This is a genomic window from Delftia sp. S65 (assembly GCF_016516495.1).
Lineage (GTDB): Bacteria > Pseudomonadota > Gammaproteobacteria > Burkholderiales > Burkholderiaceae_C > Comamonas > Comamonas acidovorans.
In genome coordinates this window covers 1-24,718 of the sequence record NZ_JACVUR010000064.1, presented here as the reverse complement: position 1 = coordinate 24,718, position 24,718 = coordinate 1, and the positions used below count along the sequence as shown (strand labels likewise).

Annotated in this window: 20 protein-coding genes and 4 tRNA genes; 10 read left to right on the top strand and 14 right to left on the bottom strand. The window is 66.4% G+C overall.

Features of this window, described 5'->3' with window-relative positions:
* The first annotated feature begins 86 nt into the window (after nt 1-86).
* Nucleotides 87-1,133, top strand: coding sequence for a glycine betaine/L-proline ABC transporter substrate-binding protein ProX (proX, locus tag IAE24_RS28435; protein ID WP_012204550.1), 1,047 nt, complete (start codon nt 87-89; stop codon nt 1,131-1,133).
* Nucleotides 1,134-1,191: 58 nt separating this feature from the next.
* Here the strand turns inward: proX and IAE24_RS28430 are convergent, their stop codons facing one another.
* From IAE24_RS28430 to ptsP, 3 genes are read right to left on the bottom strand one after another with little or no spacing between them, the layout of a single operon-like run.
* Nucleotides 1,192-2,943 (bottom strand): PTS fructose transporter subunit IIC, encoded by a 1,752-nt coding sequence (locus IAE24_RS28430; RefSeq protein ID WP_199962407.1) that lies wholly within the window; start codon nt 2,941-2,943, stop codon nt 1,192-1,194.
* A 23-nt stretch (nt 2,944-2,966) separates the two neighbouring features.
* Nucleotides 2,967-3,932 (bottom strand): 1-phosphofructokinase family hexose kinase, encoded by a 966-nt coding sequence (locus tag IAE24_RS28425; protein ID WP_199962408.1) that lies wholly within the window; start codon nt 3,930-3,932, stop codon nt 2,967-2,969.
* Nucleotides 3,929-6,472: a phosphoenolpyruvate--protein phosphotransferase gene (gene ptsP / locus IAE24_RS28420; protein ID WP_199962409.1), complete on the bottom strand. Its 2,544-nt coding sequence runs from the start codon at nt 6,470-6,472 to the stop codon at nt 3,929-3,931. The genes IAE24_RS28425 and ptsP overlap by 4 nt, the downstream gene beginning before the upstream one ends.
* Nucleotides 6,473-6,607: 135 nt before the next feature.
* On the opposite strand from ptsP, the gene IAE24_RS28415 reads away from it, so the two are divergent.
* The gene (locus IAE24_RS28415) at nt 6,608-7,594 is read left to right on the top strand and encodes a LacI family DNA-binding transcriptional regulator (protein ID WP_199962410.1); all 987 of its coding nucleotides are present in this window, start codon (nt 6,608-6,610) and stop codon (nt 7,592-7,594) included.
* 21 nt (nt 7,595-7,615) lie between these two features.
* On the opposite strand, the gene IAE24_RS28410 is transcribed toward IAE24_RS28415, so the two are convergent.
* On the bottom strand, nt 7,616-9,241 hold the full coding sequence (locus IAE24_RS28410; RefSeq protein ID WP_199962411.1) for a SulP family inorganic anion transporter: 1,626 nt from the start codon (nt 9,239-9,241) through the stop codon (nt 7,616-7,618).
* The gene (locus tag IAE24_RS28405; RefSeq protein ID WP_198819224.1) at nt 9,241-9,879 is read right to left on the bottom strand and encodes a ParB-like protein; all 639 of its coding nucleotides are present in this window, start codon (nt 9,877-9,879) and stop codon (nt 9,241-9,243) included. Before IAE24_RS28405 ends, IAE24_RS28410 begins: the two co-directional genes overlap by 1 nt.
* A gap of 139 nt (nt 9,880-10,018) precedes the next feature.
* Between IAE24_RS28405 and IAE24_RS28400 the strand changes: the two genes are divergently transcribed.
* The 4 genes from IAE24_RS28400 to IAE24_RS28385 all read left to right on the top strand — a co-directional run bounded on the left by IAE24_RS28400 (nt 10,019) and on the right by IAE24_RS28385 (nt 13,652).
* Nucleotides 10,019-10,705 (top strand): DUF3334 family protein, encoded by a 687-nt coding sequence (locus IAE24_RS28400; RefSeq protein ID WP_012204543.1) that lies wholly within the window; start codon nt 10,019-10,021, stop codon nt 10,703-10,705.
* Between the two features lie 163 nt (nt 10,706-10,868).
* Nucleotides 10,869-11,378, top strand: a complete 510-nt coding sequence (locus IAE24_RS28395) for a MarR family winged helix-turn-helix transcriptional regulator (RefSeq protein ID WP_199962412.1) — start codon at nt 10,869-10,871, stop codon at nt 11,376-11,378.
* A 1-nt stretch (nt 11,379) separates the two neighbouring features.
* Nucleotides 11,380-12,606 carry a multidrug effflux MFS transporter gene (locus IAE24_RS28390; RefSeq protein ID WP_199962413.1) on the top strand — a complete coding sequence of 409 codons (1,227 nt, stop codon included), beginning with the start codon at nt 11,380-11,382 and terminating at the stop codon, nt 12,604-12,606.
* Between the two features lie 146 nt (nt 12,607-12,752).
* A complete protein-coding gene (locus IAE24_RS28385; protein ID WP_199962414.1) occupies nt 12,753-13,652 on the top strand; it encodes an alpha/beta hydrolase in 900 nt (299 codons plus the stop codon).
* Between the two features lie 64 nt (nt 13,653-13,716).
* Here the strand turns inward: IAE24_RS28385 and fumC are convergent, their stop codons facing one another.
* Nucleotides 13,717-15,108 carry a class II fumarate hydratase gene (gene fumC, locus IAE24_RS28380; RefSeq protein ID WP_013803259.1) on the bottom strand — a complete coding sequence of 464 codons (1,392 nt, stop codon included), beginning with the start codon at nt 15,106-15,108 and terminating at the stop codon, nt 13,717-13,719.
* 313 nt (nt 15,109-15,421) lie between these two features.
* Here fumC and IAE24_RS28375 point away from each other — a divergent pair, with 313 nt between their 5' ends.
* Complete coding sequence (locus IAE24_RS28375) at nt 15,422-16,975, top strand: fumarate hydratase (protein WP_034391754.1); 1,554 nt, start codon at nt 15,422-15,424, stop codon at nt 16,973-16,975.
* An 85-nt stretch (nt 16,976-17,060) separates the two neighbouring features.
* Here IAE24_RS28375 and IAE24_RS28370 read toward each other — a convergent pair whose 3' ends face one another.
* Nucleotides 17,061-18,767: an SGNH/GDSL hydrolase family protein gene (locus tag IAE24_RS28370; RefSeq protein WP_200049283.1), complete on the bottom strand. Its 1,707-nt coding sequence runs from the start codon at nt 18,765-18,767 to the stop codon at nt 17,061-17,063.
* Nucleotides 18,768-19,085: 318 nt separating this feature from the next.
* On the opposite strand from IAE24_RS28370, the gene IAE24_RS28365 reads away from it, so the two are divergent.
* The 3 genes from IAE24_RS28365 to murI are packed head-to-tail and all read left to right on the top strand — an operon-like array spanning nt 19,086 to nt 21,251.
* Nucleotides 19,086-19,718, top strand: a complete 633-nt coding sequence (locus IAE24_RS28365; RefSeq protein ID WP_199962416.1) for a class I SAM-dependent methyltransferase — start codon at nt 19,086-19,088, stop codon at nt 19,716-19,718.
* Nucleotides 19,715-20,302 (top strand): GNAT family N-acetyltransferase, encoded by a 588-nt coding sequence (locus IAE24_RS28360; protein ID WP_199962417.1) that lies wholly within the window; start codon nt 19,715-19,717, stop codon nt 20,300-20,302. Before IAE24_RS28365 ends, IAE24_RS28360 begins: the two co-directional genes overlap by 4 nt.
* A gap of 58 nt (nt 20,303-20,360) precedes the next feature.
* Nucleotides 20,361-21,251 (top strand): glutamate racemase, encoded by an 891-nt coding sequence (gene murI, locus IAE24_RS28355; RefSeq protein ID WP_199962418.1) that lies wholly within the window; start codon nt 20,361-20,363, stop codon nt 21,249-21,251.
* 1 nt (nt 21,252) lies between these two features.
* On the opposite strand, the gene IAE24_RS28350 is transcribed toward murI, so the two are convergent.
* The 7 genes from IAE24_RS28350 to IAE24_RS28320 form a co-directional block, all read right to left on the bottom strand.
* The gene (locus tag IAE24_RS28350; protein WP_199962419.1) at nt 21,253-21,864 is read right to left on the bottom strand and encodes a M48 metallopeptidase family protein; all 612 of its coding nucleotides are present in this window, start codon (nt 21,862-21,864) and stop codon (nt 21,253-21,255) included.
* 32 nt (nt 21,865-21,896) lie between these two features.
* Entirely contained in the window at nt 21,897-22,523 is a 627-nt protein-coding gene (locus tag IAE24_RS28345) for a DUF6806 family protein (RefSeq protein ID WP_013803265.1), read from the bottom strand.
* 329 nt (nt 22,524-22,852) lie between these two features.
* Nucleotides 22,853-22,943: transfer RNA gene (locus IAE24_RS28340), tRNA-Leu, on the bottom strand.
* Between the two features lie 98 nt (nt 22,944-23,041).
* Nucleotides 23,042-23,117: transfer RNA gene (locus IAE24_RS28335), tRNA-Gly, on the bottom strand.
* 144 nt (nt 23,118-23,261) lie between these two features.
* Nucleotides 23,262-24,026: a M48 family metalloprotease gene (locus tag IAE24_RS28330; protein WP_043824220.1), complete on the bottom strand. Its 765-nt coding sequence runs from the start codon at nt 24,024-24,026 to the stop codon at nt 23,262-23,264.
* Nucleotides 24,027-24,408: 382 nt separating this feature from the next.
* Nucleotides 24,409-24,482, bottom strand: a tRNA-Cys gene (locus tag IAE24_RS28325).
* 43 nt (nt 24,483-24,525) lie between these two features.
* Nucleotides 24,526-24,601 (bottom strand) — tRNA-Gly (locus IAE24_RS28320).
* Nucleotides 24,602-24,718 lie beyond the last annotated feature (117 nt).

Sequence of the window (24,718 nt, the reverse complement as noted above, 5' to 3'; positions counted from 1 at the left end):
CCCCCCCCCCCCCCCCCCCCCCCCCCCCCCCCCCCCCCCCCCCCCCCCCCCACTCCCCTTTCATCACACAACGGAGGAACCCGAGGATGAACCAAGCCCTGAACCACAATCGACTGCCAACTGCCGCTGCCAGCCACTGGCTGCGCACCGCCACGATGGCTGCCGGCATCGCACTGGCCTGCGCAGGCGCATCAGCCGCCAGCGACCAGCCCGGCAAGGGTGTGAAGGTGTCGCCGCTCAAGAGCTCCATCGCCGAAGAAAGCTTCCAGACCCTGATCGTCATGAAGGCCCTGGAGAAGCTGGGCTACGACGTGCAGCCCTTCCAGGAAGTCGAGTACCCCACGGCCCACGTGGCGATTGCCAATGGCGATGCCACCTTCCTGGCCACGCACTGGAACCCGCTGCACGCCGACTACTACAAGAACGCGGGCGGCGACGCCAAGCTGTTCCGCAAGGGCGTGTACTCGGACAACGCCGCCCAGGGCTATCTGATCGACAAGAAGACGGCCGACGAATACAAGATCACCAATATCGGCCAGTTGAAGGACCCCAAGATCGCCAAGCTGTTCGACTCGGACGGCGACGGCAAGGCCGACCTCACCGGCTGCACGCCGGGCTGGGGCTGCGAGGCCGTGATCGAGCACCATCTGACGGCCTACAAGCTGCGCGACACCGTGACCCACAAGCAGGGCACGTACTCGGCGCTGATCGCCGACACCATCTCGCGCTACAAGGCCGGCAAGCCCATCCTCTACTACACCTGGACGCCCTACTGGGTGAGCAACGTGCTCAAGCCCGGCAAGGACGTGGTGTGGCTGGAGGTGCCCTTCTCCTCGCTGCCCGGCGAGCAGGCCAAGTTCGATACCAAGCTGCCCAACGGCAAGAACTACGGCTTCGTGGTGAACAAGCAGCAGATCGTGGCCAACAAGGCCTTCACCGACAAGCATCCCGACGCCGGCAAGCTGTTCGAGCTGATGCAGCTGCCCGTGGGCGACATCAGCGCGCAGAACCACATGATGAGCCAGGGCCAGAACAAGCCCTCGGACATCAACCGCCATGTGGACGGCTGGATCAAGGCCCACCAGAAGACCTTCGACGGCTGGCTGGAACAGGCCCGCGCCGCAGCCCGCTGAACGCTGCGGGGGGAGCCGCTACAGGCGTTCCCCCCGCTTCCTGCTTCAAAGGCCCTCTTCAAAGGCCCGCTTCGGCGGGCCTTTTGAACATGCGCAGGGCGATGGCCGTGACCACCACGCCCGCCACCAGCGCCACCGCATACATGGCCACGTGGGTCACGGCGTTGGGAATGGGCGCGACGAAGATGCCGCCATGCGGCACCTTCAGCTCCACACCCGCCAGCATGGACACGGCGCCGGCCACGGCCGAGCCCAGCACCAGGGCCGGAATCGTGCGCAGCGGATCGCGCGCCGCGTAGGGAATGGCCCCCTCGGTGACAAAGGCCAGGCCCAGCACGCCGGCCGAGGCGGCGCTGCCGCGCTCCTCGCGCGTGAAGCGGTCGGCAAACAGGCGCGTGGCCAGGGCCAGCCCCAGCGGCGGCGTCATGCCGGCGATCATGGCTGCAGCCATGGGCGTGTAGACCTGGCTCGCGATCATTCCCGTGGAAAACGCATAGGCGGCCTTGTTCACCGGCCCGCCCATGTCAACGGCCATCATCGCGCCCAGCAACAGGCCCAGCAGCAAGGCACTGGCACCCTGCATGCCGCGCAGCCAGGCGCTCAGCCACTGCAGCAGCTCGGCCACGGGCGCACCGACCAGATAGAACATCAGCAGCCCCGTGAACAGGCTGCCCAGCACAGGCAGGATCAGCATGGGCAGCAGGCCCTTGAGCGCCTGCGGCAGCCGGATGTGCGCCGCCATGAAGGCCACGCCGTAGCCTGCGATGAAGCCGGCCGCGATGCCGCCGATGAAGCCCGCCCCCATGCTGGACGCGATCATGCCGCCGATCATGCCCGGCGCAATGCCGGGCCGGTCGGCAATGGAATAGGCGATATAGCCGGCCAGCGCCGGCACCATCAGCGCAAAGCCGCCCTTGGCGCCGATCTGGAACAGCGTCCAGCCCAGCGTGCCCTGGTGGGCATCGTCATGGACATAGATGCCGCCCAGCGCAAAGGCCATGGCGATCAGAATGCCGCCCGCCGTGACGAAGGGCAGCATGAAGGACACGCCGGTCATCAGGTGGCGATAGGCACCGCCCTGGGTCCGGGCCGGCGTGGGCGCGGCGCCGCCTGCAGCAGCGCCTACGGCGGCACCATGCACGGTGGCTTCGGCCAGCGCCTTGGCGATCAGCCCCGAGCCGTCGCGTATGGCCGGCTTGGTGCCGCTGCGCAGCAGCGGCTTGCCCGCGAAGCGCGAAAGATCGACCTCGCGGTCGGCGGCGATGATGACCAGGTCGGCCTCGGCAATCTCCTGCGGCGTCAGCGCATCGAGCGCGCCCACCGAGCCTTGTGTCTCCACGCGCATGGCGTGGCCCAGCGCCGCCGCGCCGCGCTGCATCCCCTCTGCCGCCATGAAGGTGTGGGCGATGCCCGTGGGGCAGGAGGTGACGGCCACGATCCGCTTGCCCGCGCGCTTGCCCAGACTCTCGCCCGTGCGCTGTGCTGCGGGACTGGCGGCAGCGCAGCGTGCAAGCACGCCGGCCGGATCGTCGAGCGCCTCGCGCAGGCTGCAGCGCTCGACGGCGGCCTGCACGAATCGGGAGGTATCGGCGTCGGTGTCAGCGTCGGCATCGGTGCCGGCATCCCCCACGATCAGCAATTGCCCGGCCTGCGCGGCGGCATCGGCCGCATGCAGCCCGATCACACCGCCGCTGGCGCGCACTTCCACGGCCAAGGGACGCTGTCCGGCCGCATGGCGCAGGGCTTCGGCGGCCAGCAGTGCTTCGGCGTCGTGCCCGGCGGCTGCGATCACCACAAAAAGAGGGTTCATGAGAGCTCCTGAAGAATGGGGGATCACGGCCACTGGCATGGCTCCAGCAGCACGCTGGCGGCCAGGGCCTGGACGCGGTTGGCATCGACTTCGCGCGCGGGCGCGGCCTGCAGCCAGGCCAGCGCGCTGGCCGTGGACAGGCGTGCGGTGTCCGCCAGATCCAGTCCGCGCAGCCGCGCGGCCACCATGCCCGCGACCATGGCATCGCCCGCGCCCACGGAGCTGCCGCGCGCGCGCTGCGGCGGCCGCGCAATCACCGCGCCTTGCGCGCTGGCGAACAGCGCGCCCTCCTCGCCCATGGACACCACGGCCAGCCCCAGCCCTCTGTCCAGCAGACTGCGCGCGGCGGCCAGCAGCACATCGCGGCCATCCAGGCGCTGGCCTGTGGCGGCCTGCAACTCCTCCCGGTTGGGCTTGATGGCCCAGGGCATGGCCGCGTGGGGGGCCGTCGCCAGGGCGGCGGCCAGGGGGGCCTCGCTGGTGTCCAGCAGCACGTCGGCACCGGCCGCCACGGCCTGGGCCTGGAGCCGGACCCAGCTGTCCGCAGTCAGGCCGGCCGGCAGGCTGCCCGACAGCACCACGGCCAGGCCGGGCCGCAGATACCGGGCCAGCGCGGCCATGACGGCGTCCAGATGCGCTTCAGCCAACACCAGGCCCGGCAGGTTGATGTCCGTGGTCTGGCGTCCGCCATCGGCCACCAGCTTGATGTTGGTGCGCGTCTGGCCCGGCACGCGCAGGCAGGCGTCGGCAATGCCGCGCTGGGCGAACAAGGCCTCGAACATGCCGGCGTTGTCACTGCCCAGCACGCCCAGCGCGGCCGTGGAAACGCCCAGGCCCGCCAAGGCGGCGGCGACATTGATGCCCTTGCCGCCCGGCGCCTGCACGCTGCCCAATGCGCGCTGCACCTGGCCGGGCAGCAGCGCATCCAGGGTCACAAGCTGGTCTATGGCCGGGTTCAGGGTCACGGTGATGGCTTGCGGGGCGTTCATGCCGTCACCTCCTTGGCCAGTGCCCGCACCTGCGCGGCATCCTCGCAGCCGAGCGCCCTGTCTGCCAGCGCCTGCAACTGCCGCAGGCTGGCCGCACGCAAGCTAGCCTTGACACCGGCGATGTCGTTGGGCGTCATGGACAGCTCGCCCACCCCCAGCCCGGCCAGCAGCAGCGCACCGAACGGGTCGCCGGCCAGTCCGCCGCAGACGCCCACGGGGCGCGCGCGGGTGGCAGCGCCCTGCACGGTGGCGCGCACCATCCGCAGCACGGCCGGATGCAGGCTGTCCGCCTCGGCCGCCAGTTGCGGGTTCTGGCGGTCGATGGCCAGCACGTACTGGGTCAGGTCGTTCGTGCCTATGGAGAAGAAATCGGCATGGCGGGCCAGTGCGTCGGCCTGCACGGCGGCGGCGGGCACCTCGATCATGATGCCCAGCGGCAGGACAGGGGCGTCCAGTTCGGCACGCAGCCGTTCGCAGGCCGCCCGCAGCGCCAGCAGCTCCTGCACGCTGGTGACCATGGGAAACATCACGGACAGCCTTGCGCCATCGCGGGCCGCCCGGTACAGGGCGCGCATCTGGGGCTCCAGCAGGTCGGGGCGGCGCAGCAGCAGCCGCGCGCCGCGCACGCCCAGGAAGGGGTTGTCCTCGCGCGGCAGCTCCAGGTGGGCGACCTGCTTGTCGCCGCCGATGTCCAGCGCGCGAACGATCAGCCGCCTGCCCTCCAGCGCCTGCGCCATGGCGCGGTAGGTTTCGTACTGCTCGTCCTCGCCGGGCGTGCTGCCGCGCTCCAGGAACAGGAATTCCGTGCGCATCAGGCCCACGCCCTCGGCGCCCTGGGACAGGGCCAGGGGCACCTGCTCGGGCAGGTTGACGTTGGCGCAGACTTCGATGCGCACGCCATCGGTGGTGATGGCAGGCAGGCTGCGCTGCGCGGACACGCGTTCCTGCAGTGCCCGCTGCTCGGCCATGTGGGCACGCGCCGAAGCCAGGTCCTGCTCCGAGGGATCAAGGTAGATGCGGCCATTGGCGCCATCGACGATGGCCAGGGCCCCATCGGCCATGCCCAGCACGCCGCCGCCTGCCGCCACGGCGGCCGGCAGCCCCAGCGTGCGCGCGAGTATGGCCGTGTGCGAGGTGGGGCTGCCCTGCGCCGTGACCAGCGCGCACACGCGCGCCGTGTCCAGCCGGGCGGTTTCCGAGGGCGAAAGATCGGCCGCGACCAGGATGCAGCCGCCTTCCGGCAGGCCCTCCGGTCCCGCCGCTGCCAGCGAGGGCTGCAGTTGCACCAGCACACGCCGGCCCACGTCGCGCAGATCTGCGGCACGCGCGGCCAGCGCGGGGTTGTCCAGCGCCTGGAGACGGGCAGCCCCCTCCTCCACGGCCTGGTCCCAGGCCCAGGCCACGCCGTGGCCCTGGACCATGAACTGGCAGGCGCGCGTGATGAGTCCGGTGTCGCCCAGCCACTCGGCCTGCGCGCTGAAGATGGCCGCATCGCCTTCGCCCAGGCGGCGGCGAGTGTCGTCATGCAGGGCGCGCAGCTGGCCCTGTGTCTCGGCCAGCGCCGCATGCAGCCGCGCGCCGCCCACGCTGAGTGGCTCGGGCAGGTCGGGGATCTCGGCGGCCTCCACACGCCACTGGTGGATGCGGGCCACGGCCAGCCCCGGGCTGGCGCCCAGGCCCACAAAGGCAGGCCGCGCCAGCGGCGGCAGCCAGCCCGTGGCGGGCGATTCGGCCGCCTTGCGCGCAGCGGCGTCGGCATCGGCACGTTCCTGGGCCACCAGGGCCTGGGCCACGGCGCACAGCCGCTGGACCGCGGCACTGGCGTCGGGGCCCTCTGCCGAGACGGTGACCTTGTCGCCTTCGCGCAGTCCCAGCTGCAGCAGGCTGGCCATCTGCCGCGCATCGGCCACCTCGCCGCCATGGCGCACCTGGATGCGCGAGGCAAAGCCGCGCGCCGCCTCCGCCCAGCGCGTGGCAGGCCGCGCATGCAGGCCGTTGGGATAGGCAATGGTCCATTCGCGCGCCTCGGCCAGGTCCACTGCCGCCGGGCGGGCGGCAGGCGGCGCCGGGTCCGCTTGCCCCTGGAGCACATCGATGACCTGCTGCGCATCGCCGGTGGTGAACAGCGCCTGCAGCCGGGGTGTCTGCAGCAGGCCGGCCAGGCGGCGCAGCAAGGTGATGTGGGCATCGGAGCGTGCCGCCACCGCCACGACCAGATGCACGTTCTGGCCGGCATTCCAATCCAGGCCCTCGCGCACCTGGAGCACGGCCACCGCGTCGCGCAGCACCAGGGCCCGGTCTTCGGCGCGGCCGTGGGGAATGGCCACGCCGTGGCCCAGAAAGGTTTCGGCCTGGGCCTCGCGCGCCTGCATGCCGGTGGCATAGCCAGGGGCCACGCAGCCACGGTCCTGGAGCAGCCGGGCCGCCTGGGCAATGGCGTCGGCCTTGTCGCGCACCCTGGCGTCCAGGCGCACGGCGATCTGCAGGCCCGCAGGAGCGGTGGGTGCAACCGCCGGGAGGGATGAATGGGCATTGATCATGGCGCGGATTGTGGGAACGTTCCCAACCATCAGTCAATCTGCACTGCAACATAACCCGGCCATAATCCGGCCATAACTCGGCATTTCTTTGGAGTTATCCTCTGCGGCACACCACAACCAACGGGAACGATTGCATTGAGCATCAGCATCAACGATGTGGCGAGTGCGGCCGGCGTTTCCAAATCGACGGTATCGCGCGCGCTGGCGGGCGGCTCGGTCAGCGAGGAGGTCCGGGCGCGGGTCGCCGCCGCCGTGCAGGCCACGGGCTACCGGCCCAATCTGATGGCGCGCCGGCTGCGCGCGCGCGACGCCGGGCCCATGGGCGTGCTGGTGGCCGACATACGCAACCCGTTTTTCACGGCCCTGATCCGCGCGGTCGAGGCCGAGGCCTATCGCCAGGGCCGGCGCGTGCTGTTGTGCAACACCGACGAAGACCCGCAGCGCGAAGCCATGTACCTGCAGCTCATGCAGGAAGAGCGCATCGCGGGGCTGATCTTTGCGCCCACCCAGGCCAGCCTGCACAAGCTGGAGCGCATGCAGCTGGAGTTCCCCGTCGTCCTGGTGGACCGGGCGGGCGCCCCGGCCTTCCATGACAGCGTGGTGCTGGACAACGCCCAGGCCTGCGCCACCCTGGTCAGGCATCTGGTGGACCAGGGCCGCCGCCGCATTGCAGGCGTCTTTGGCAGCACCAGCAGCACGGCGCGCGAGCGCTGCGACGGCTATCTGGCCGCCATGCGCGATGCGGGCCTGGCGCCCGACTTGCGCCAGTTGCCCCCAACCAGCGATGCCGCCGAGGCCGAGGTCGCGCAATGGCTGCGCCAGCCGCAGCGGCCCGATGCCTTCGTGGCCAGCAACAGCCTGCTGCTGGAAGGCTGCCTGCGCGCGATACGCGCCGCAGGCCTGCGCATCCCCGGCGATGTGGCGCTTGCCGGTTTCGACAACGAGCGCTGGACAGAACTGGTGGCCCCCGCCATCACCGTGATCGAGCAGCCGGTGGAGGCCATGGGCCGCGCCGCATTCGGCCTGCTCATGGAGCGGCTGCACGCGCCCGACCTGCCGCTGCGCAAGGTGATCATGCAGGGGCGCTGCATCGTGCGCGAGTCCACCCAGGCGGCGGGCTGAGGCGCTGCGCCGGGGCGGGGATCACGCAGGGATCTGCAACTGGCGCACGGCGTCGTCCACGCTCCAGCCCGCATAGCTGGCGTGCGGCAACGCCGGATTGCCCACGCGCGCCAGCAGGTCGCGCACGGGGTCCTTGACGCGGGCCAGGGCCAGCGGCACGCCCAGTTGCCGCAACTGGGCCGCGAAGTCGCACAGCGCCTCGACACTGGTGGCATCCAGATCGGCCGAATCTTCCAGGCTCAGCACCACGCCGCGGGGCGAAGGCAGGGATTGAAGCCGCTCCCGGATGGCCGCAAACACGGGGTCGGCATTGCCGAAGAACAGCGGCGCCTCGGGCCGCGCGATCAGCAGGCCGGCCGGCACCACCGCGTCGGGGTGGCGTGCGGCATCGACAAAGTCATGCGTGTCCCCCAACCTGCCCAGCCAGCTCACATGCGAGCGCGACAGCGTTTGCAGCAGCATGAGCAGGCTGGCCGCAATGGCCAGCAGCAACCCGTCGAGCACGCCCAGCGCCAGCACGGCAAAGAAGGCCAGCACCACGATCAAGCGATCCCGCCGCCAGGCGAAGTAAGGGCGCAGCGCGGCAGGGTTCAGCGTGTGGCCCACGGCGTGGATGACGATGGCGGCCAGCAGCGGCTGCGGCGTGCGCTCTATCCAGGGCAGCAGCAGCCAGACGGCCAGGCCCACCACGGCGCAGGCCACCAGGCCTGCAGCGCGGCTTTGCGCGCCCGCCACCTCGTTGGCCGAGGTGGCCGAGTAACCCGCGCCCACAGGCATGCCATGGAAGACGCCCGACAGCAGGTTGGCCGCGCCCAGCGTCATCAGGTCGCGGTTGGCATCGACGCGGTCGCCATGGCGCAGCGCAAAGCTGCGGATGGAGCCATAGGACTCGGCATAGAGGATGAGCGCCATCGCAAAGGCCAGCTCGCCCAGGCGCAGCCATTCGGCGCGCGACAGCAAGGGAATGCCGGGGTTGGAGAAATCCAGCCGTATCGGCCCCACGGCCGCAATGCCCCAGCGCGCGCACCAGCCGCCCGCATCCAGCGCAATGCCGGCCGCAATCACCAGCAAGGCCGCAGGCAGGCTACGCCAGCGGGCCAGCACACGCATCAGCAGCAACGCCGCAACGGCCATGGCCAGGCCAGCTCCATTCCAGTGCCGCCAGCCTGCCAGCAGCTCCCAGACAAAGCGCGGCAGATCGCCATGCACGGGCTGGAAGGCGACGGCATGCGGGATCTGCTTGACCACGATGGTCAACGCCAGCCCCAGCGCAAAACCGCGCAGCACGGGCTTGGCGATGAAGTTGGACACGGCGCCCAGCCGCGCCAGCCCCGCCACCACGAAGAACAGGCCCGTCAGCAGCACGATGCCCACGCCCAGCAGCATGCGCTGCTGCGGCGAGGTGCCGGCCATGGGCGCCGTGGCCGCCAGCAGCACGGCGGCAGAGGAGGATGTGGCCGAGACGATGGCGAAGCGGCTGGTCCCCAGCAGGCCATAGGCCAGCAGCCCGGCGAACAGCGCAATCACCCCGGCCTGCGGCGGCAGGCCGGCGATGCCGGAATAGGCCACGGCCTCGGGCAGCAGCAGGCCGGCGATGGACAGGCCGGCGCCCCAATCGGCCAAGGCAGGCAGGCCAGGCGCACGCATCAGGATTGCGGGGCAACGACGCCGGACCAGCCCGGCAGGTAGCGCGCCTCGGCGCCGTGCGCCAGGCCCAGGGCCTCGTGCAGGGCCTGATCGGGCAAGGCGACATCGCTCTTGCCACTGCGCAGGTCCTTGGGTGCAAAGCGCGTGCGGAAAAAATCGGCCCAGAGGAATTCGACGAAAGGCGCCGTGTCCTTGGCATAGCCACCGGCCTTGCGCACGGCGCCGGCCAGGCTGCGGTAGGGGTCGTCGCGCAGGCGGTCCAGCTGCTCGGGCATCTTGGCCCAGTCGCATCGGCGGCCGCGCTCGTCATACGGATGGGCCCATTGGTGGAACTCCATCAGGCGCCAGAACATCAGCGGATCGGCCTCGCTGAAATCGGCCAGCTGCATGACCCAGACCTGCTCCACGGACTCCTGCGTCAGCGCCAGCCCCAGGTGGTGATGGTCAACGATGTAGTGCAGGCCACGCGGCCCCAGCACGGCCGGAAACCAGTGCGAGGCCAGAAGGCCTTCGCGCTCCTTGCGCTTGAGGCGGCTCCACTGGGCGCGCTTGGTCTGCACTTCGGCGGCGCCTATGGTCATCTGCGTGGGACGCAGTGCGTCCAGCGGAACCCGGGTCAGATGCTGTTGCGCTCTCATCGTCCAACCTCCGTTGCATCAAAGGTGCGGACCCGGCGGGCTGCCTGGTCCGACATCCAGAATACGCCTTCGGAGTTACAAATGGTCGCAACAACGGACTTGCACCCATAATCGCTCACAATTTTGTCCCGTTGACCTCATGAACCAGCCCCAACATCCCATCGTCCATGGCACGGAAGACGTGCTGATCAGCCTCTGTAACTCCGTCTCGCGCGTGCTCCAGGTGGCCACGCAGTGCCAGATCCAGTATTCGGGCATGGTGCAACGCATCACCAAGACCAGCCTCAAGCCCGACATCGGCTGCTTTGTCCTGGTGGACGGCGGCTTCTCGGGCCTGGTGATCATCAACTTCTCGGCCGCCGCCGCCATGGAGCTGTACCGCAGCTACATGCTGAGCATGGGCATGGGCGAGGACGACCTGGCCACCTCCTATACCTCGGACGATGTCAGCAACGTCATGGGCGAGCTGATGAACCAGGTGGTGGGCGACTTCACCAGCAAGGTCCAGCGCGAGCTTCAGACCTACATCACCCAGAGCCAGCCCAAGATGATCCGCCTGAACAAGCAGGTCAACCTCAGCGTGGACGCCAACCTCGACTCCCCCGAGGCGCGCCGCGTGACCTTCTACACGGGCAACAACAACATCTTCTATCTCGAACTGGCCATGGACCGCACCGAGTTCATCAAGGTCGTGGACTTCGAGCCCCAGGAGCGCCCCGATCCCGATGCGCTCATGGCCCAGACCGCCGCCAGCGCCCCGGCCGCAGCGCCCGCGCCGGCCGCCAGCACCGACACCGACGAACTGCTCAAGTCGCTGGGCATGTAACTGCCGGCACGCGGCTCCGGCATACAGCCCCGCCACACAGCCCCGCATACGGCCCCGGCACCGCGGGCAAGACCCTGATGCATGCGGATGTATCAGGGCGGCCCCGCAAAAGACATCGTTGATATGCAGATAATTGGGATGCCAACTATTTGAATATCACCCGATGTCGTCCCCTTCCGCCTCCTCACCGCTCACGCAGGCCGACCCCGCTGCCGTGCAAAGGCATTTCATGTTCACGCTGGGGCAGGTGAACAAACAGTGGCGCCGCACGCTGGACCGGCTGCTGGCACCCATGGGACTGACCCAGGCACTGTGGATGCCGCTGATGCACCTGGCGCGCTCGCCCGAGGCCATGCGCCAGAAGGATCTGGCCCACTCCCTGGCGCTGGACAGCTCCTCCGTCGTGCGGCTGGTGGACGGCCTGGCCGCCCAGGGCTGGATAGAACGCGTGGACGACAGCGACCGCCGCGTCAGGAAAATCCAGCTCACGCCAGCCGGCCATGCCCAGGTAGAAGCCGTGCAGGGCCTGCTGCAGCAGGCGCGTGCCCAGGTGCTGGGCGCCGTGCCGCCCGAGGAACTGGATGCGGCCTATGCCACGCTGCAGCGCCTGCTGGAGGCCATGGCCTCCGAGCCCACCTCCGACACGGACCTGCCCGACGAGCAGGCTGCCTGAGATGACGGCCGAGCACTCTTCGCTATCACCCGCCCAGGACCATGCAGCGGCCAGCCGCAAGGCACCGCTGTGGCTGCTGGTGATCGTGACCATCGTCGGCACGCTGGCCATGCACATGTTCCTGCCCGCCCTGCCCGATGCGGCACGCCAGCTCCAGGCCGGTGCCAGCCAGATGCAGCTGACCATCACGGTCTACATCCTGGGCCTAGGCGTGGGCCAGCTGATCTATGGCCCGCTGTCGGACAGCCTGGGGCGCCGCCCCATGCTGCTGGCAGGGCTCATCCTCTATGCGCTGGCCAGCCTGGCGGCCTTTCTCGCCCCGTCCGCCCCCTGGCTGATCGGCGCGCGGCTGCTCCAGGCGCTGGGCGGCTGCGCGGGCCTGGCCCTGGGCCGCGCCATTGCACGCGATTCAAGCACGCCCGAGAACGCCGTGGGCAGCCTGGCGCTGCTCAACCTGATGATGATGATCGGCCCCGGCATCGCGCCGGCCATCGGCTCGGCCATCGACGACGCCCTGGGCTGGCGCGCCATCTTCGGCACGCTGGCCGTGGTCGGCGGCGTGACGGCCTTCGCCATCTGGAAGCTGCTGCCCGAAACCGGCCAGCCCACGGGCCGCCTGCACCTGGGCACCATCCGCGACGACTACCGCAGCCTGCTGCGCTCCCCTGCCTTCGTGGGCTTTGCCGTGGGCGGCGGCTGCGCCACCACGTCCATCTATGCCTTCCTGGCGGCGGCGCCCTTCGTCTTCATCGAGCAGCTGCATTCCACCAAGCATGAGGTGGCCATCTACCTGGGCCTGCTCATGGGCGGCATGGCCGTGGGCAATGCGCTGGCCCGCCAGCTGATACGCCACTGGCCCCTGGAGCGGCTGATGCTCAACGGCAATCTGCTGAGCCTGGCCAGCGCGGCCATGCTGCTGTTGCTGGCCCTGCTCAACCAGCTCACGCCGGCCATCGTGGTGGGGCTCATGGTGCTGTTCGCGCTGGGCTCGGGCCTGACCAGCCCTGCGGCGCTGGCCAGCGCGCTCAGCGTGCATCCGCGCCTCACGGGCTCGGCCGCCGGTGTCTACGGCAGCACCCAGATGGCCGTGGGCGGCCTGTGCACGCTGGGCGCCAGCCTGGGCAGCAACCCGGCGCTGTCGGCGGCGCTGGCCCTGGTGGTGGCCTGCGTGCTGGGGCAACTGGGCTTTCGCAGCGCGCTGCGCCACGCGCAGCGGGCGCCCGGCTGAGGGCCGCCCCGGCGAGGGCCGCCCCGGCTGAGGGCCACAGTCCCCCAGGCGACGGTCCGGCCACACGCGGGCGCGAGGCGCACAGGCCCTCGATTACATTGGCGCAGCCGTGGCCAGCCGCCACGGCCCACAGGAGACAAAAAACCATGCGCCAACTTTCCTTTTCCATCGTTCTACGCCAGGCCGCCACCGGCACGCTGGCGGCCGCCGCGCTGCTGGCCGGCCCAGCCGCCCAGGCCGGCTCCATCGAGGCGGCCGAGTTCAAGAGCGCCACGCTGCAGCGCAGCTGGACTTACAACGTCTACCTGCCCACGGGCTACGACGCCCAGTCCAGACTGCGCTATCCCGTCATGTACCTGCTGCACGGCAATGACGGCCAGCGCAATGACTGGCCCGTCAAGGGCAACCTGCTGCGCACGGTGGACCAGCTGATCCAGAACGGGGAGATACCGCCCGCCATCATCGTCATGCCCGACGCGGGAACGACCTGGTACGTGGACCTCAAGGAGCCCATGGAGACGGCCTTCTTCCAGGACCTCGTCCCCCATGTCGAGAAGAAGTACCGCACCCTCACCAGCCGCGATGGCCGCGTGATCGGCGGCCTGTCCATGGGCGGCTATGGCGCGCTGCGCTACGTGCTCAAGTACCCCGAGAAATTCCAGGCCGCCGCCCTGCTGAGCCCCGCCATCTACAACCCCGAGCCGCCCGCCGATTCCTCGGCACGCTCGGTCAAGGTCTTTGCCGAACCCAATACCGGCGGCCAGTACAGCACCACGGTCTGGAAGAGCTACAACTACCCCGTGCTGTGGGACAGCTTTCTCGCCCGCAAGATCAGCGTGCCCATGTACATCAACTCGGGCGACGACGATGAATTCATGATCGAGTCCGACGCCGCCCAGCTCTACGCCCAGCTGCGCAGGAACAAGCAGCCTGCCGAGCTGCGCATCGTCAACGGCAAGCATGAATGGCCGGTCTGGGAAAGCACCATCGGCGACGCGCTCAAGTACGTGTTCCGCACCGTGCGCCGCCCGCAGGCGGACAACTGAGCCAGGCCATGAAGCAAAAAAAGGGGAGCCGGCCGGCTCCCCTTTTTGATTGCATCAGCAGGTCTTACAGATTGCCGACCATCTTGGCAGGGATCACCCAGGCGTCGAACTGTTCGCCGGTCAGGTGGCCGGAAGCCACGGCGGCCTCACGCAGGCTGGAGCCTTCCTTGTGCGCCTTCTTGGCGATGTAGGCCGCCTTGTCGTAGCCGATGTGCGGGTTCAGCGCCGTCACCAGCATCAGCGAGCGCTGCACCAGCTCGGTGATGCGCTCGCGGTTGGGTTCGATGCCCACGGCGCAGTGGTCGTTGAAGCTCTTCATGCCATCGGCCAGCAGGCGCACGCTCTGCAGGAAATTGTGCGAGACCATGGGGCGGAACACGTTCAGCTCGAAGTTGCCCGAGGCGCCGCCGAAGTTGATGGCCACGTCGTTGCCGAAGACCTGGGCTGCCAGCATGGTCACGGCTTCGCTCTGCGTGGGATTGACCTTGCCGGGCATGATGGACGAGCCGGGCTCGTTCTCGGGGATGGAGATCTCGCCCAGCCCGCTGCGCGGGCCCGAGGCCAGCCAGCGCACGTCGTTGGCGATCTTCATCATGCTGGCGGCCAGCGTCTTGAGCGCGCCGTGGGCGTGGACCAGGCCGTCGCACGAGGCCAGGGCCTCGAACTTGCTGGGCGCCGTCACGAACGGGTAGCCGGTGAGCTGGGACAGCTCGGCCGCCACGCCCTCGGCATAGCCCTTGGGCGCATTCAGGCCCGTGCCCACGGCCGTGCCGCCCAGCGCCAGCTCGTACAGGTGCGGCAGCGCGGCGCGCACATGCTTTTCGCCATGGGCCAGCTGGGCCACCCAGCCCGAGATTTCCTGGCCCAGCGTCAGCGGCGTGGCGTCCTGCAGGTGGGTGCGGCCGATCTTGACGATGTCGGCATAGGCCTCACTCTTGGCCTGCAGCGTATTGCGCAGCAGGGCAATGGCGGGCAGCAGCTTTTGCTCGATGGCCGTGACGGCAGCCACGTGCATGGCCGTCGGGAACACGTCGTTGCTCGACTGGCTCTTGTTCACGTCGTCATTGGGGTGGACCAGGCGCGACTCGCCGCGCTCGCCACCGAGGATTTCGCTGGCGCGGTTGGCCAGCACCTCGTTGACATTCATGTTGGTCTGCGTGCCCGAGCCAGTCTGCCAGACCACCAGCGGGAACTCGTCCGGGTGCTTGCCCGCGATCACCTCGTCGGCGGCGGCCAGGATGGCCTGGGTCTTCTTCTCGTCCAGCAGGCCCAGCTTGTGGTTGACGGTGGCCGAGGCCTTCTTGACCTGGGCCAGCGCGTGGATGATTTCGCGCGGCTGCTGCTCTCCGCTGATGTCGAAGTTCTGCAGCGAACGCTGCGTCTGCGCACCCCAGAGCTTGTCTGCGGGGACGGCTATGGGTCCGAAAGTGTCTTTTTCCTGGCGGGTCGCGGTCATTGGTATGGACTCCTTGGTGAAAACAACGCGGCGCAGTTGGCTGGAGGCAGGTCGGCGGGCCGCGCAGGACGTGGCTCGGGGATATCTGGCTGGCAGGGCCGCAATGGCAAAAACCCGCTCATGGTAACTCCGTAAATGGGAACCTCTCGCATCCGTCCCCCACTGAGGTGTCGCCGAGGCGGGCTTGTCCAGGCAAACCCCTCGACTCTTGTACAAGACTGCGCCCATTGCGTGCACTTTTCCCCCTGCAGCGCCGATAATCGCCCCCGGGATTCCCCTCCCCTGTTCCCCCGATCAAAAAGACACCCCACCGATGACCACCACGATCCGCCAGCAGGACCTGATCGATTCGATCGCAGGCGCCCTGCAGTACATCAGCTACTACCACCCCGCCGACTACATCGCCCACCTGGCCCGCGCCTACGAACGCGAGCAGAGCCCGGCGGCCAAGGACGCGATGGCCCAGATCCTGACCAACTCCAAGATGTCGGCCACCGGCCACCGCCCGATCTGCCAGGACACCGGCATCGTCAACGTGTTCCTGAAGGTGGGCATGGACGTGCGCTGGGAAGGCTTCACGGGCGGCCTGGAAGACGCCATCAACGAAGGCGTACGCCGCGGCTACAACCACCCCGAGAACACGCTGCGTGCCTCGGTCGTGGCCGATCCGCTGTTCGCGCGCAAGAACACCAAGGACAACACGCCTGCCGTCATCAACGTGCAGATCGTGCCCGGCGACAAGCTGGACGTGACCGTGGCCGCCAAGGGCGGCGGCTCGGAAAACAAGTCCAAGATGATCATGATGAACCCCAGCGACAACCTGGTGGACTGGGTTCTCAAGACCGTTCCGACCATGGGCGCGGGCTGGTGCCCGCCGGGCATGCTGGGCATCGGCATCGGCGGCACCGCCGAGAAGGCCGTGCTGCTGGCCAAGGAAAGCCTGATGGAAGACCTGGACATGTACGAGCTGCAGGCCAAGGCCGCGCGCGGCGAGAAGCTCGACCAGGTCGAGGAACTGCGCCTGGAGCTGTACGAGAAGGTCAACGCCCTGGGCATCGGCGCGCAAGGCCTGGGCGGCCTGGCCACCGTGCTGGACATCAAGATCAAGATGTACCCCACGCATGCGGCCTCCAAGCCCGTGGCCATGATCCCCAACTGCGCGGCCACGCGCCACGCGCACTTCGTGATGGACGGCTCCGGCGCGGTCTACATGGATGCGCCCTCGCTGGACCTGTGGCCCAAGATCGACTGGGAGCCCGACTACAACAAGTCGCGCCGCGTGGACCTCAACGCCCTGACCAAGGAAGAAGTGGCCAGCTGGAAGCCCGGCGACACCCTGCTGCTCAACGGCAAGATGCTCACGGGCCGCGATGCCGCCCACAAGCGCATCCAGGACATGCTGGCCAAGGGCGAGAAGCTGCCCGTGGACTTCACCAACCGCGTGATCTACTACGTCGGCCCGGTGGACCCGGTCAAGGATGAAGCCGTGGGCCCCGCAGGCCCCACAACGGCCACCCGCATGGACAAGTTCACCGACATGATGCTGGAGCAGACCGGCCTGATCGCCATGATCGGCAAGGCCGAGCGCGGCCCGGTGGCCATCGAGTCCATCAAGAACCACAAGTCGGCCTACCTGATGGCCGTGGGCGGTGCCGCCTACCTGGTGTCCAAGGCCATCAAGAACGCCAAGGTCGTGGGCTTCGAGGACCTGGGCATGGAAGCCATCTACGAATTCGACGTGGTGGACATGCCCGTGACCGTGGCCGTGGATGCCGGCGGCACCAGCGCCCACATCACGGGCCCTGCCGAATGGCAAAAGCGCATCGCATCCGGCGAGTTCAAGACCATTGAGATCGCCTCGGCCTGAGGCTTCCGGCAAGCGCAGAAAAACCGCCTTCGGGCGGTTTTTCATTTGCGTTCATCGGGGCCGGGAATCTCCAGGCATTCCCTGCTCAGTAGACAAGGTTTGCACTGAACTCCCAGAAATTCCCATCTCCCCCATCCGACACCGAAGACCCTCCATCCACCACATAGATCCAGGGAGCCACGCGATCGCCGGGCAACAACGGCACGACGGCCTCACCGCAAACACTGGCAAGTTCGGCCGGCCGCGGTGAGGAATAGCTGCCGCCGATGACCATGGTGTTCTTGAGCGTGCCGCCTGCGTCGGCCACAAACAGGCCCAGCCATATCAGCTTGTTTGCACTGGTGGCGCTGACGGTCGCCCGTGCGTTCACCCTGATCCAGCAACTGGAGCCCGCCGAAGGATTCAGGCGGCATCCATTGAACACCCGACCTTCCGTAGAAATAGTTGCGGATTCCAGCCAACCTTGGGCCCAAGCGCTACCCAAATCCAATGGAAACCTTGCAGAAGCGGGAATAACCCGTCCATTGGGCATGCTGCGGCCCGAATAAAACCCTTGGCGCACCATGGCAGCCGGACCCGCGATCTTTATGGGCCAGGCGCCCGTTGCATTGGAGCCATCGGCTTTTGCATCGGCCACTCCACTGATTTTGACGACCACGGCCGGAAACACCTCATTGGCCACACGGTAACGGATGGTGTAGCTGCCATCCGGCAAGCCGTCCAGAGATCCCGCATCCAGATAGTTTCCACGGGAATCCGTGGAGCGGGAATGCAAAACCCAGGGTGCATCATTGATAGAGGAATACACCGGTGCCTTTGGTGTCGCGCCCGTCACGCTCCACACCTGGGCGCTTCCGCGGATGTAATTCGTCGTACTAGTATTGAGTGTTCCATGGGTTGGTAAAAACCACATGTCAGACACTTCGGCAATCCATGGACCAAAGTACTGCATTGCATGCAAATCTGCAGCCACGGGCTGCTTGGCCACATATTCTGTACCGTTGTCGTGCAATACGCCGTCGAAGAGCTTTTTCCAGGAATTCCAGCTATTGTCACCCTGTGTGCTCAGCTTGGGAAACAGGGTTTTGGCGGGACCCAGATCCTCCATGGCCCTGCGCGCCGCTGAATGCAGAAACTTGTGCCCCACATTGGTAGGATGGAGCCCGTCCGTTCCTACCAGGCCAAGGCGGCAGCACGGCCACACGGGCAACTCGAAACTCCCGTTGACCACGGCCAGACCCTTGATATATTCATCCAGTGCCAGCCAGGACGCCATGGCAGATCGATGGCTGACGGCCACAGGATTGGCAAGATTTTCCGCGCAATACAACTGGTTCAAGAGACCGGCATTGTCGTTATTGAAAAATACAGGCAGAAAATGCCGATTCAACAAGGATGCCGGCGCGCCGTGCACCCTGTCATAGGGAGTTTCACTGGCATATAAAATCACGACCGAGGGAAGCTGGGCTCGCAGGAAATCAAATAGCCTCTTGGCATTCGCCTTGACCACATCAACGCTCTCGCCGCTTTGCTGGAAGAAGTCGTTAATACCCAACGCGACGATCACCATGTCGGGACTATCCTGTACACAGCGTTGTGCGGGAGTCATGGATCCATAAGTGGGCTGGTCCATGGCATTTCTGAACGTATAGCCATTCTTGCTCAGATCCGTCACTTCAACGGATTCTCCACCGGATTGCATGGAGCTTTGCAGCAATACTGGCCAGGGCGCGTCATATATGCCTTGCTGAGCACTGATGCTATCGCCGAGGATTGCAATTTTCTTTGCCATTTTGTTCACCTTTTGCAGATTTCCAACAACCACCATGTGATGGCAGGTACATCATCACGCAATAGGCAGAACAATTGACCCGGCTTTCGATGTGCTTGTGCACAGCACAACTCTTGCATCATTTAGTGTGCGCCACATTCTTCAGTCGCATCTCCGAAAAAAATCATGGATAGAGACAAGATATCTGCCGCCCAATGCATGGATGGGGAAACACCCTCTGTCCGCATTCGTATATAGCGTCTACCGGCAAGACTCTTCACCGGCACCATCAATGTGTGCAAAACTGCGCCCCTTCAAACCTGCCCCGGATACCCAACAATGCCCCTCGTGCTTGCCCTCATCGCCCTGCTGGCCGTGACCAGCCTGGCTTGGCGCCTGTCCTCCCGCCGCCATGTCCTGCCCTGCCCGTCCTGGCTGCGCTGGATGGTCGAGCTTGACAATCCCTTCGCGGCCAGCAACAAGGCCGCCTTCATCGTCGGGCAACTGCAGATCCAGCCGGGCATGAAGGTGCTGGACGCGGGCTGCGGCCCAGGCCGCGTCACCCTGCCATTGGCACGTGCCGTTGGCGCGCAGGGACAGGTGCTGGCCGTGGACCTGCAGCCGGCCATGCTCGAACAGGTGGCTGCCAAGGCGCGCGCCCAGGGGCTGGAGAATGTGCGCACCCAGGCGGCTGCGCTGGGCCAGGGGCAGCTCGCATCCGAGCAGCACGACCGCGCCGTGATGGCCGCCGTGCTGGGAGAGATCCCGGACCGCCGGGCCGCGCTGGCCGATATCTTCCAGAGCCTGCGCCCCGGCGGCCTGCTGGCCGTGGCCGAGCTGGTCTTCGACCCGCATTTCCAGCGCCGCACCAGCGTGGAAAAGCTGGCAGGCGAGGCAGGCTTCATCCCCCACTCCTTCCACGGCCATGCAGCCGCGTATCTGCTGGTGCTGCAGCGCCCTCTACAACCATGACCACCACACATTCCCCTGTAGCGACCCTGCGGACACCGCGCCTGATACTGCGCCAGTGGCAGGCCAGCGACCGGCAGCCCTTTGCCGCGCTGAATGCCGACCCACAGGTCATGGAGCACTTTCCGGCACTGCTCAGCCGTGAACAAAGCGATGCCATGGCAGACAGGATCCAGGCACTGATCGAGGAACGCGGCTGGGGCTTCTGGGCGGCAGAGCACCTTGCCAGCGGCGAGTTCATGGGCTTCATCGGGCTGCATACTCCCGCCGCGTCTTTGCCGTTCTCGCCCTGCGTGGAAATCGGCTGGCGGCTCGCCCGGCCTTTCTGGGGCCAGGGCCTGGCCAGCGAAGGCGCACGGGCGGCGCTGGAGCACGGCTTCGGCGCGTTGCATCTGGAGTCCATCGTCTCGTTCACCGCGCTGTCCAACCTGCGTTCGCAAGCGGTGATGCAGCGCCTGGGCATGGAGCGCGACGCCCATGACTTCGACCATCCGCAGGTGCCGGCAGGCCATGCGCTGCGCAGGCATTGCCTGTACCGCCTGACACAGGCCCAATGGCTGCAGCAGCAAGCCATGGCCGCAGCATGAACGCGCCCGAGGGAGCATACTGGGCGCCGCCTCCAAAAGCCTTTATCCGGATCTCCACATGACCTCCCCGGCCTCTCCCATCGGCGTCTTCGACAGCGGCATCGGCGGCCTCAGCGTGCTGCAGGCGCTGCGCCATGAACTGCCGCATGAGCGCTTCGTCTACCTGGCCGACAGCGGCAATGCACCCTATGGCGATGCGCGTGGCGATGCCTTCGTTCAGCAGCGCACGCGCACCATTGCGCGCCATCTGTGCGAGCAGCACCAGATCAAGGTGCTGGTGATCGCCTGCAACACAGCCACGGCAGCGGCCGTGGACATGCTGCGCGCCGAAATGCCCGAACTGCCCCTGATCGGCGTGGAGCCCGCCATCAAGCCCGCTTCGCTGTCGAGCCAGACCGGCCATGTGGGCGTGATGGCCACACGCGGCACGGTGAGCAGCGCACGCTTTGCACGCCTGGTGACCGACCATGGCCAGCGCGTGCAATTCCACGTCCAGCCCTGCGACGGACTGGCCAAGGCCATCGAGGAAAGCACGGAGCAACCCGTTCCCGCCGACCCCATGGCCACCGAGGTCGCGCAACTGTGCGCCAGGTATGTGAATGCCCTGGGCAGCTTCGGACAGAAGACGGGTGAGATGGATTCCCTGGTGCTGGGCTGCACCCACTACATATTCGCCCGCGAGCAGTTGCGCACGTTGCTGGGGCCGGACATCCAGTTCATCGACACAGGTGCCCCGGTAGCCCGCCAGACGCGGCGCGTGCTGGATCGCCTGGGCACCCTGGCCAGCGAATCAGGACCCTTGCCAGCGGCAGAGGGCCAGGTCCAGTTGATGACCACGGGATCGCTGCAGGCCCTGCAGTCTGCCGCTTCGCGCTGGCTGGAGCTGCCCCCGCAATGCTGCTCGTCCGTTCAGGTCGGCGAATCCAGCGCCGTCCCCACGGCCGCTTGACTCAGGGCTGCACCTGCCACAGGCGCCGGCCCGAGTGGTCCATCCAGCTCAGGTACAGCCGCAGCTCGAACTCCAGCTGGTGGTAGTCGGGCTCCATGTGGGTGCACAGCTGGTAGAAGGCCTTGTCGTGGTCGGGCTCGCGCAGATGGGCCAGCTCGTGGACGACGATCATGCGCAGGAAAGCCTCGGGCGCCTGCTTGAACAGTGCGCCGATGCGGATCTCATGCCGGGCATTGAGGCGGCTTCCCTGCACCACGGTGCGGCGCGTGTGCAGGCCCAGGGCGTTGTGGACCACATGGATGCGGCCGTCGTAGGCCACCTTGTTCAGCGTGCCGGCATTGCGCATGTGCCGGCCCTTGAGGGCATCCACGTAGTCATAGAGGCTCTTGTCCGTGCGCACGGCATGCGCCTCGGGATGCTTGCGCAGCAGCCAGGCCTCGGCCTTGTCATCGGCCAGCCAGCCACGCACCTGTGACTGCAGCGCGGCCGGGTAGGCGGACAGGTAGGGAAGAGGCAGTGCACCACCGGCCACCTCTCGCCGCTGCTCGCGCTGGCGGCGCACGGTCTCGGTGACTGCTCCGGAATACTTGGGCGTGCTGGCCTGCGCCGCCATGGCTGTACGCTGCGCGGGGCAGCGCCTTGCGCTCAATGCAGGTGGCGGGGGCGGCGGTTGCCGCCGTGGCCCGAACCCGATCCACCCATGCCGCGCGGCGGCTTGCCGATCTCCAGCGAGCTGACCAGGGCGTCGAAGCGCTGGGAGAACAGCTTGTCGATCTCCTGCACCACGCCACCCAGCTCGGAGCCGTCGAAATGGCGCTCCATCAGGTTGACCACGTCCTGCACCAGCAGGTCGCGCTGCACCTGCATGATGGCCGCGGGCGTCGGGCCCACGAAGAGCATGACGAAGTCGTCGCGCGACTCGGCCTCTTCGGACTCCTCTTCCTCGTCGAACTCGGTGTCGTAGAAGGTCACCTCGATGGCCGCGCCCTGCTCGGCCAGCTCGTTGATGCCCATGCACATGTCGTCCAGCGACTGGCGGAAATCCTCGTCACCACGCACGGTCCAGCACACCTGGAGCAGGCGCTCCTTGGTATCGAACTGGATGCCTGGCTCTTCCTCATAGACGCTGCCAGCGCCATCGGCCAGGGAACGGGCCCCCGCATACTTCCACAGCGGACCCAGCGCTTCCTGCAACTGCTCGTAGGTCGTGTCGGGGCGCAGCAGCACTTGGCCGTGCACGTGGATTTCAAATGGAGCGTTGTAATTCGACATGTTCTCGTCTGGGATGAGTTTGGCCACACCTGTCACGCCGCACCATGTGCCACGATCAACGTCAACGGAACGCATGCAGGCATCGCCATCACTGTCTGCCCGAGCCGCGCCATCCAGGCAAGCAGCCCGGGGCCTGATGAATGGATTCTCGCACGTTATGCCAACGGGCAAGGACTTGGCAACGCATGGACACCTTGCAGCGCAGCAAGCGGGCAGGACCGTCGATGCACGTTGCGGCACGACGCCTGAATTTGCGGAACAGCAAGCGCCTTGGCTGCTTCAATCCGCTACCGTATAGATAGCAACAATGCGTAGTACGTATTGGGTTGTGGTGCCCCGAGCCGGGATCGAACCGGCACGCCCCTGTTCGGAAGCGGCGGATTTTAAGTCCGCAGTGTCTACCAATTTCACCATCGGGGCCCTGCACCGCAGCGTCACAGGTCAGCGCGAACTGCTCACACCTGCAACTGCAGCACCAACGAAAAAGGGAAGCGTTACCGCTTCCCTTTTTTCTGAATTGGAGCGGGAAAACGGGTTCGAACCGTCGACCTCAACCTTGGCAAGGTTGCGCTCTACCAACTGAGCTATTCCCGCGTATCTGTAAAGCTGTGCGCCTCACAGAGCAGACTTGAATTCTAGCGCAGATTTTTGGTGCTACGGAAGAAGCCCGCAAAAAATCTGCACCAAGGCAGATCGCAGCCTGCCTTGCACCTTGGCAGGCTGTTTCACCGTCGACGCCTACTTGCCGTCGATGCGATCCTGCATGCGCTTGGCCCGCTGTTCGGACGGCGGATGGGAGCTCAGGATGGAGCTGCCGCCGCTGCCAGCGCTGAGCTTGGCCAGCTTCTGGAACGATGTGACCAGCCCCTGGCGGCTCATCTTCTTTTCCGTGAGCAGATCGAAGGAGTAGTCATCGGCCGCCGACTCCTGCGACTGCGAGAACTGGGCATTGATGAACTTCTCACCCAGATCACCCGCCTGCGAACGCGACAGCGAGGCCAGCGCCGAATTGCCGCTATTGGCCGCAATAGAGCGTGCAGCCGAAGCCGCATAGGCCGTCTGCATGCGCTTCTTGCTGTGACCCAGTGCCACGTGCCCGATTTCATGGCCAATCACGCCACGCAGCTCGTCATCGTTCATCAGATCCATCAGGCCGCTGTAGACACGGATACAGCCATTGGCCATGGCCCAGGCATTCACGTCCTGCGTCATATAGACCTTGTAGACAGCCTTCTTCCCATTGACAGCCTGCGGCATGCCGGCAATCACCTTGTTCAACCGCAGCGTGTACTTGCTCTTTGCATCTGCCACCTTGTTCTGGGCATCCATGGCTGCGCAGGAATCATTGGACAGCGTGACCACGTCGTCATCCGTGAGCGTCATGGCCTTCATGGCCGTGGAGCCCGAATCCAGCAACCCGCCCACATCGGCAGACTCCATGGTTTTACAGCCCGCCAGCACCACGCCGCTGGCAACAATCGCCGTCAATAACTTGATCTTCATAATCCCTCCCGATAAATGAAGCGCGCATCATATCCACGACCCCCCAATTCAATCTACCGGCAATGGCGATCCATTTGCAATTTCTTGCAATTTCTCAATGGATAAGCAATGCCAAATTTCAATGACGACTGCTCATTAAAACAAATGGAAACAATTAAATTCACCAAATCAGCGATGAATGACCAAAACAGGCATGCAGCCATGCTCTCGATGCACAGAGCGTGAAGCACTGCCACGGCACTGAATCCGAAGAGAAGAAGATGCGCCAGCCAAGTCGAGGCCGCTGCGGAGACATGGCACCAAGGACCAACAACGATCCGTGATGCAGAAAAAGAAAAAGGCCCCGAGGGGCCTTTTGAACACTGTGTCTGCAATGAATTTTTGGAGGCGCGAACCAGAGTCGAACTGGTCTAACCGGATTTGCAATCCGGGGCATAACCGCTTTGCTATCGCGCCAAGATCACTATCAAACATGCAGCATTGCTGCAGTTTCTAAAACTGGAGCGGGAAAACGGGTTCGAACCGTCGACCTCAACCTTGGCAAGGTTGCGCTCTACCAACTGAGCTATTCCCGCTTGAATCATCCATTCTGGCAGCCAACCGCCACCAGAACCGAACACACCCGAAAGCATGTTCAAAATCTGGAGCGGGAAAACGGGTTCGAACCGTCGACCTCAACCTTGGCAAGGTTG

Coding starts and splice junctions, on each gene's coding strand:
- proX (WP_012204550.1), top strand. CDS start 87: ATGAACCAAGCCCTGAACCACAATCGACTGCCAACTGCCGCTGCCAGC.
- IAE24_RS28430 (WP_199962407.1), bottom strand. CDS start 2,943: ATGAACCCTCTTTTTGTGGTGATCGCAGCCGCCGGGCACGACGCCGAA.
- IAE24_RS28425 (WP_199962408.1), bottom strand. CDS start 3,932: ATGAACGCCCCGCAAGCCATCACCGTGACCCTGAACCCGGCCATAGAC.
- ptsP (WP_199962409.1), bottom strand. CDS start 6,472: ATGATCAATGCCCATTCATCCCTCCCGGCGGTTGCACCCACCGCTCCT.
- IAE24_RS28410 (WP_199962411.1), bottom strand. CDS start 9,241: ATGCGTGCGCCTGGCCTGCCTGCCTTGGCCGATTGGGGCGCCGGCCTG.
- IAE24_RS28405 (WP_198819224.1), bottom strand. CDS start 9,879: ATGAGAGCGCAACAGCATCTGACCCGGGTTCCGCTGGACGCACTGCGT.
- IAE24_RS28400 (WP_012204543.1), top strand. CDS start 10,019: ATGAACCAGCCCCAACATCCCATCGTCCATGGCACGGAAGACGTGCTG.
- IAE24_RS28395 (WP_199962412.1), top strand. CDS start 10,869: ATGTCGTCCCCTTCCGCCTCCTCACCGCTCACGCAGGCCGACCCCGCT.
- IAE24_RS28390 (WP_199962413.1), top strand. CDS start 11,380: ATGACGGCCGAGCACTCTTCGCTATCACCCGCCCAGGACCATGCAGCG.
- IAE24_RS28385 (WP_199962414.1), top strand. CDS start 12,753: ATGCGCCAACTTTCCTTTTCCATCGTTCTACGCCAGGCCGCCACCGGC.
- fumC (WP_013803259.1), bottom strand. CDS start 15,108: ATGACCGCGACCCGCCAGGAAAAAGACACTTTCGGACCCATAGCCGTC.
- IAE24_RS28375 (WP_034391754.1), top strand. CDS start 15,422: ATGACCACCACGATCCGCCAGCAGGACCTGATCGATTCGATCGCAGGC.
- IAE24_RS28370 (WP_200049283.1), bottom strand. CDS start 18,767: ATGGCAAAGAAAATTGCAATCCTCGGCGATAGCATCAGTGCTCAGCAA.
- IAE24_RS28365 (WP_199962416.1), top strand. CDS start 19,086: ATGCCCCTCGTGCTTGCCCTCATCGCCCTGCTGGCCGTGACCAGCCTG.
- IAE24_RS28360 (WP_199962417.1), top strand. CDS start 19,715: ATGACCACCACACATTCCCCTGTAGCGACCCTGCGGACACCGCGCCTG.
- murI (WP_199962418.1), top strand. CDS start 20,361: ATGACCTCCCCGGCCTCTCCCATCGGCGTCTTCGACAGCGGCATCGGC.
- IAE24_RS28350 (WP_199962419.1), bottom strand. CDS start 21,864: ATGGCGGCGCAGGCCAGCACGCCCAAGTATTCCGGAGCAGTCACCGAG.
- IAE24_RS28345 (WP_013803265.1), bottom strand. CDS start 22,523: ATGTCGAATTACAACGCTCCATTTGAAATCCACGTGCACGGCCAAGTG.
- IAE24_RS28330 (WP_043824220.1), bottom strand. CDS start 24,026: ATGAAGATCAAGTTATTGACGGCGATTGTTGCCAGCGGCGTGGTGCTG.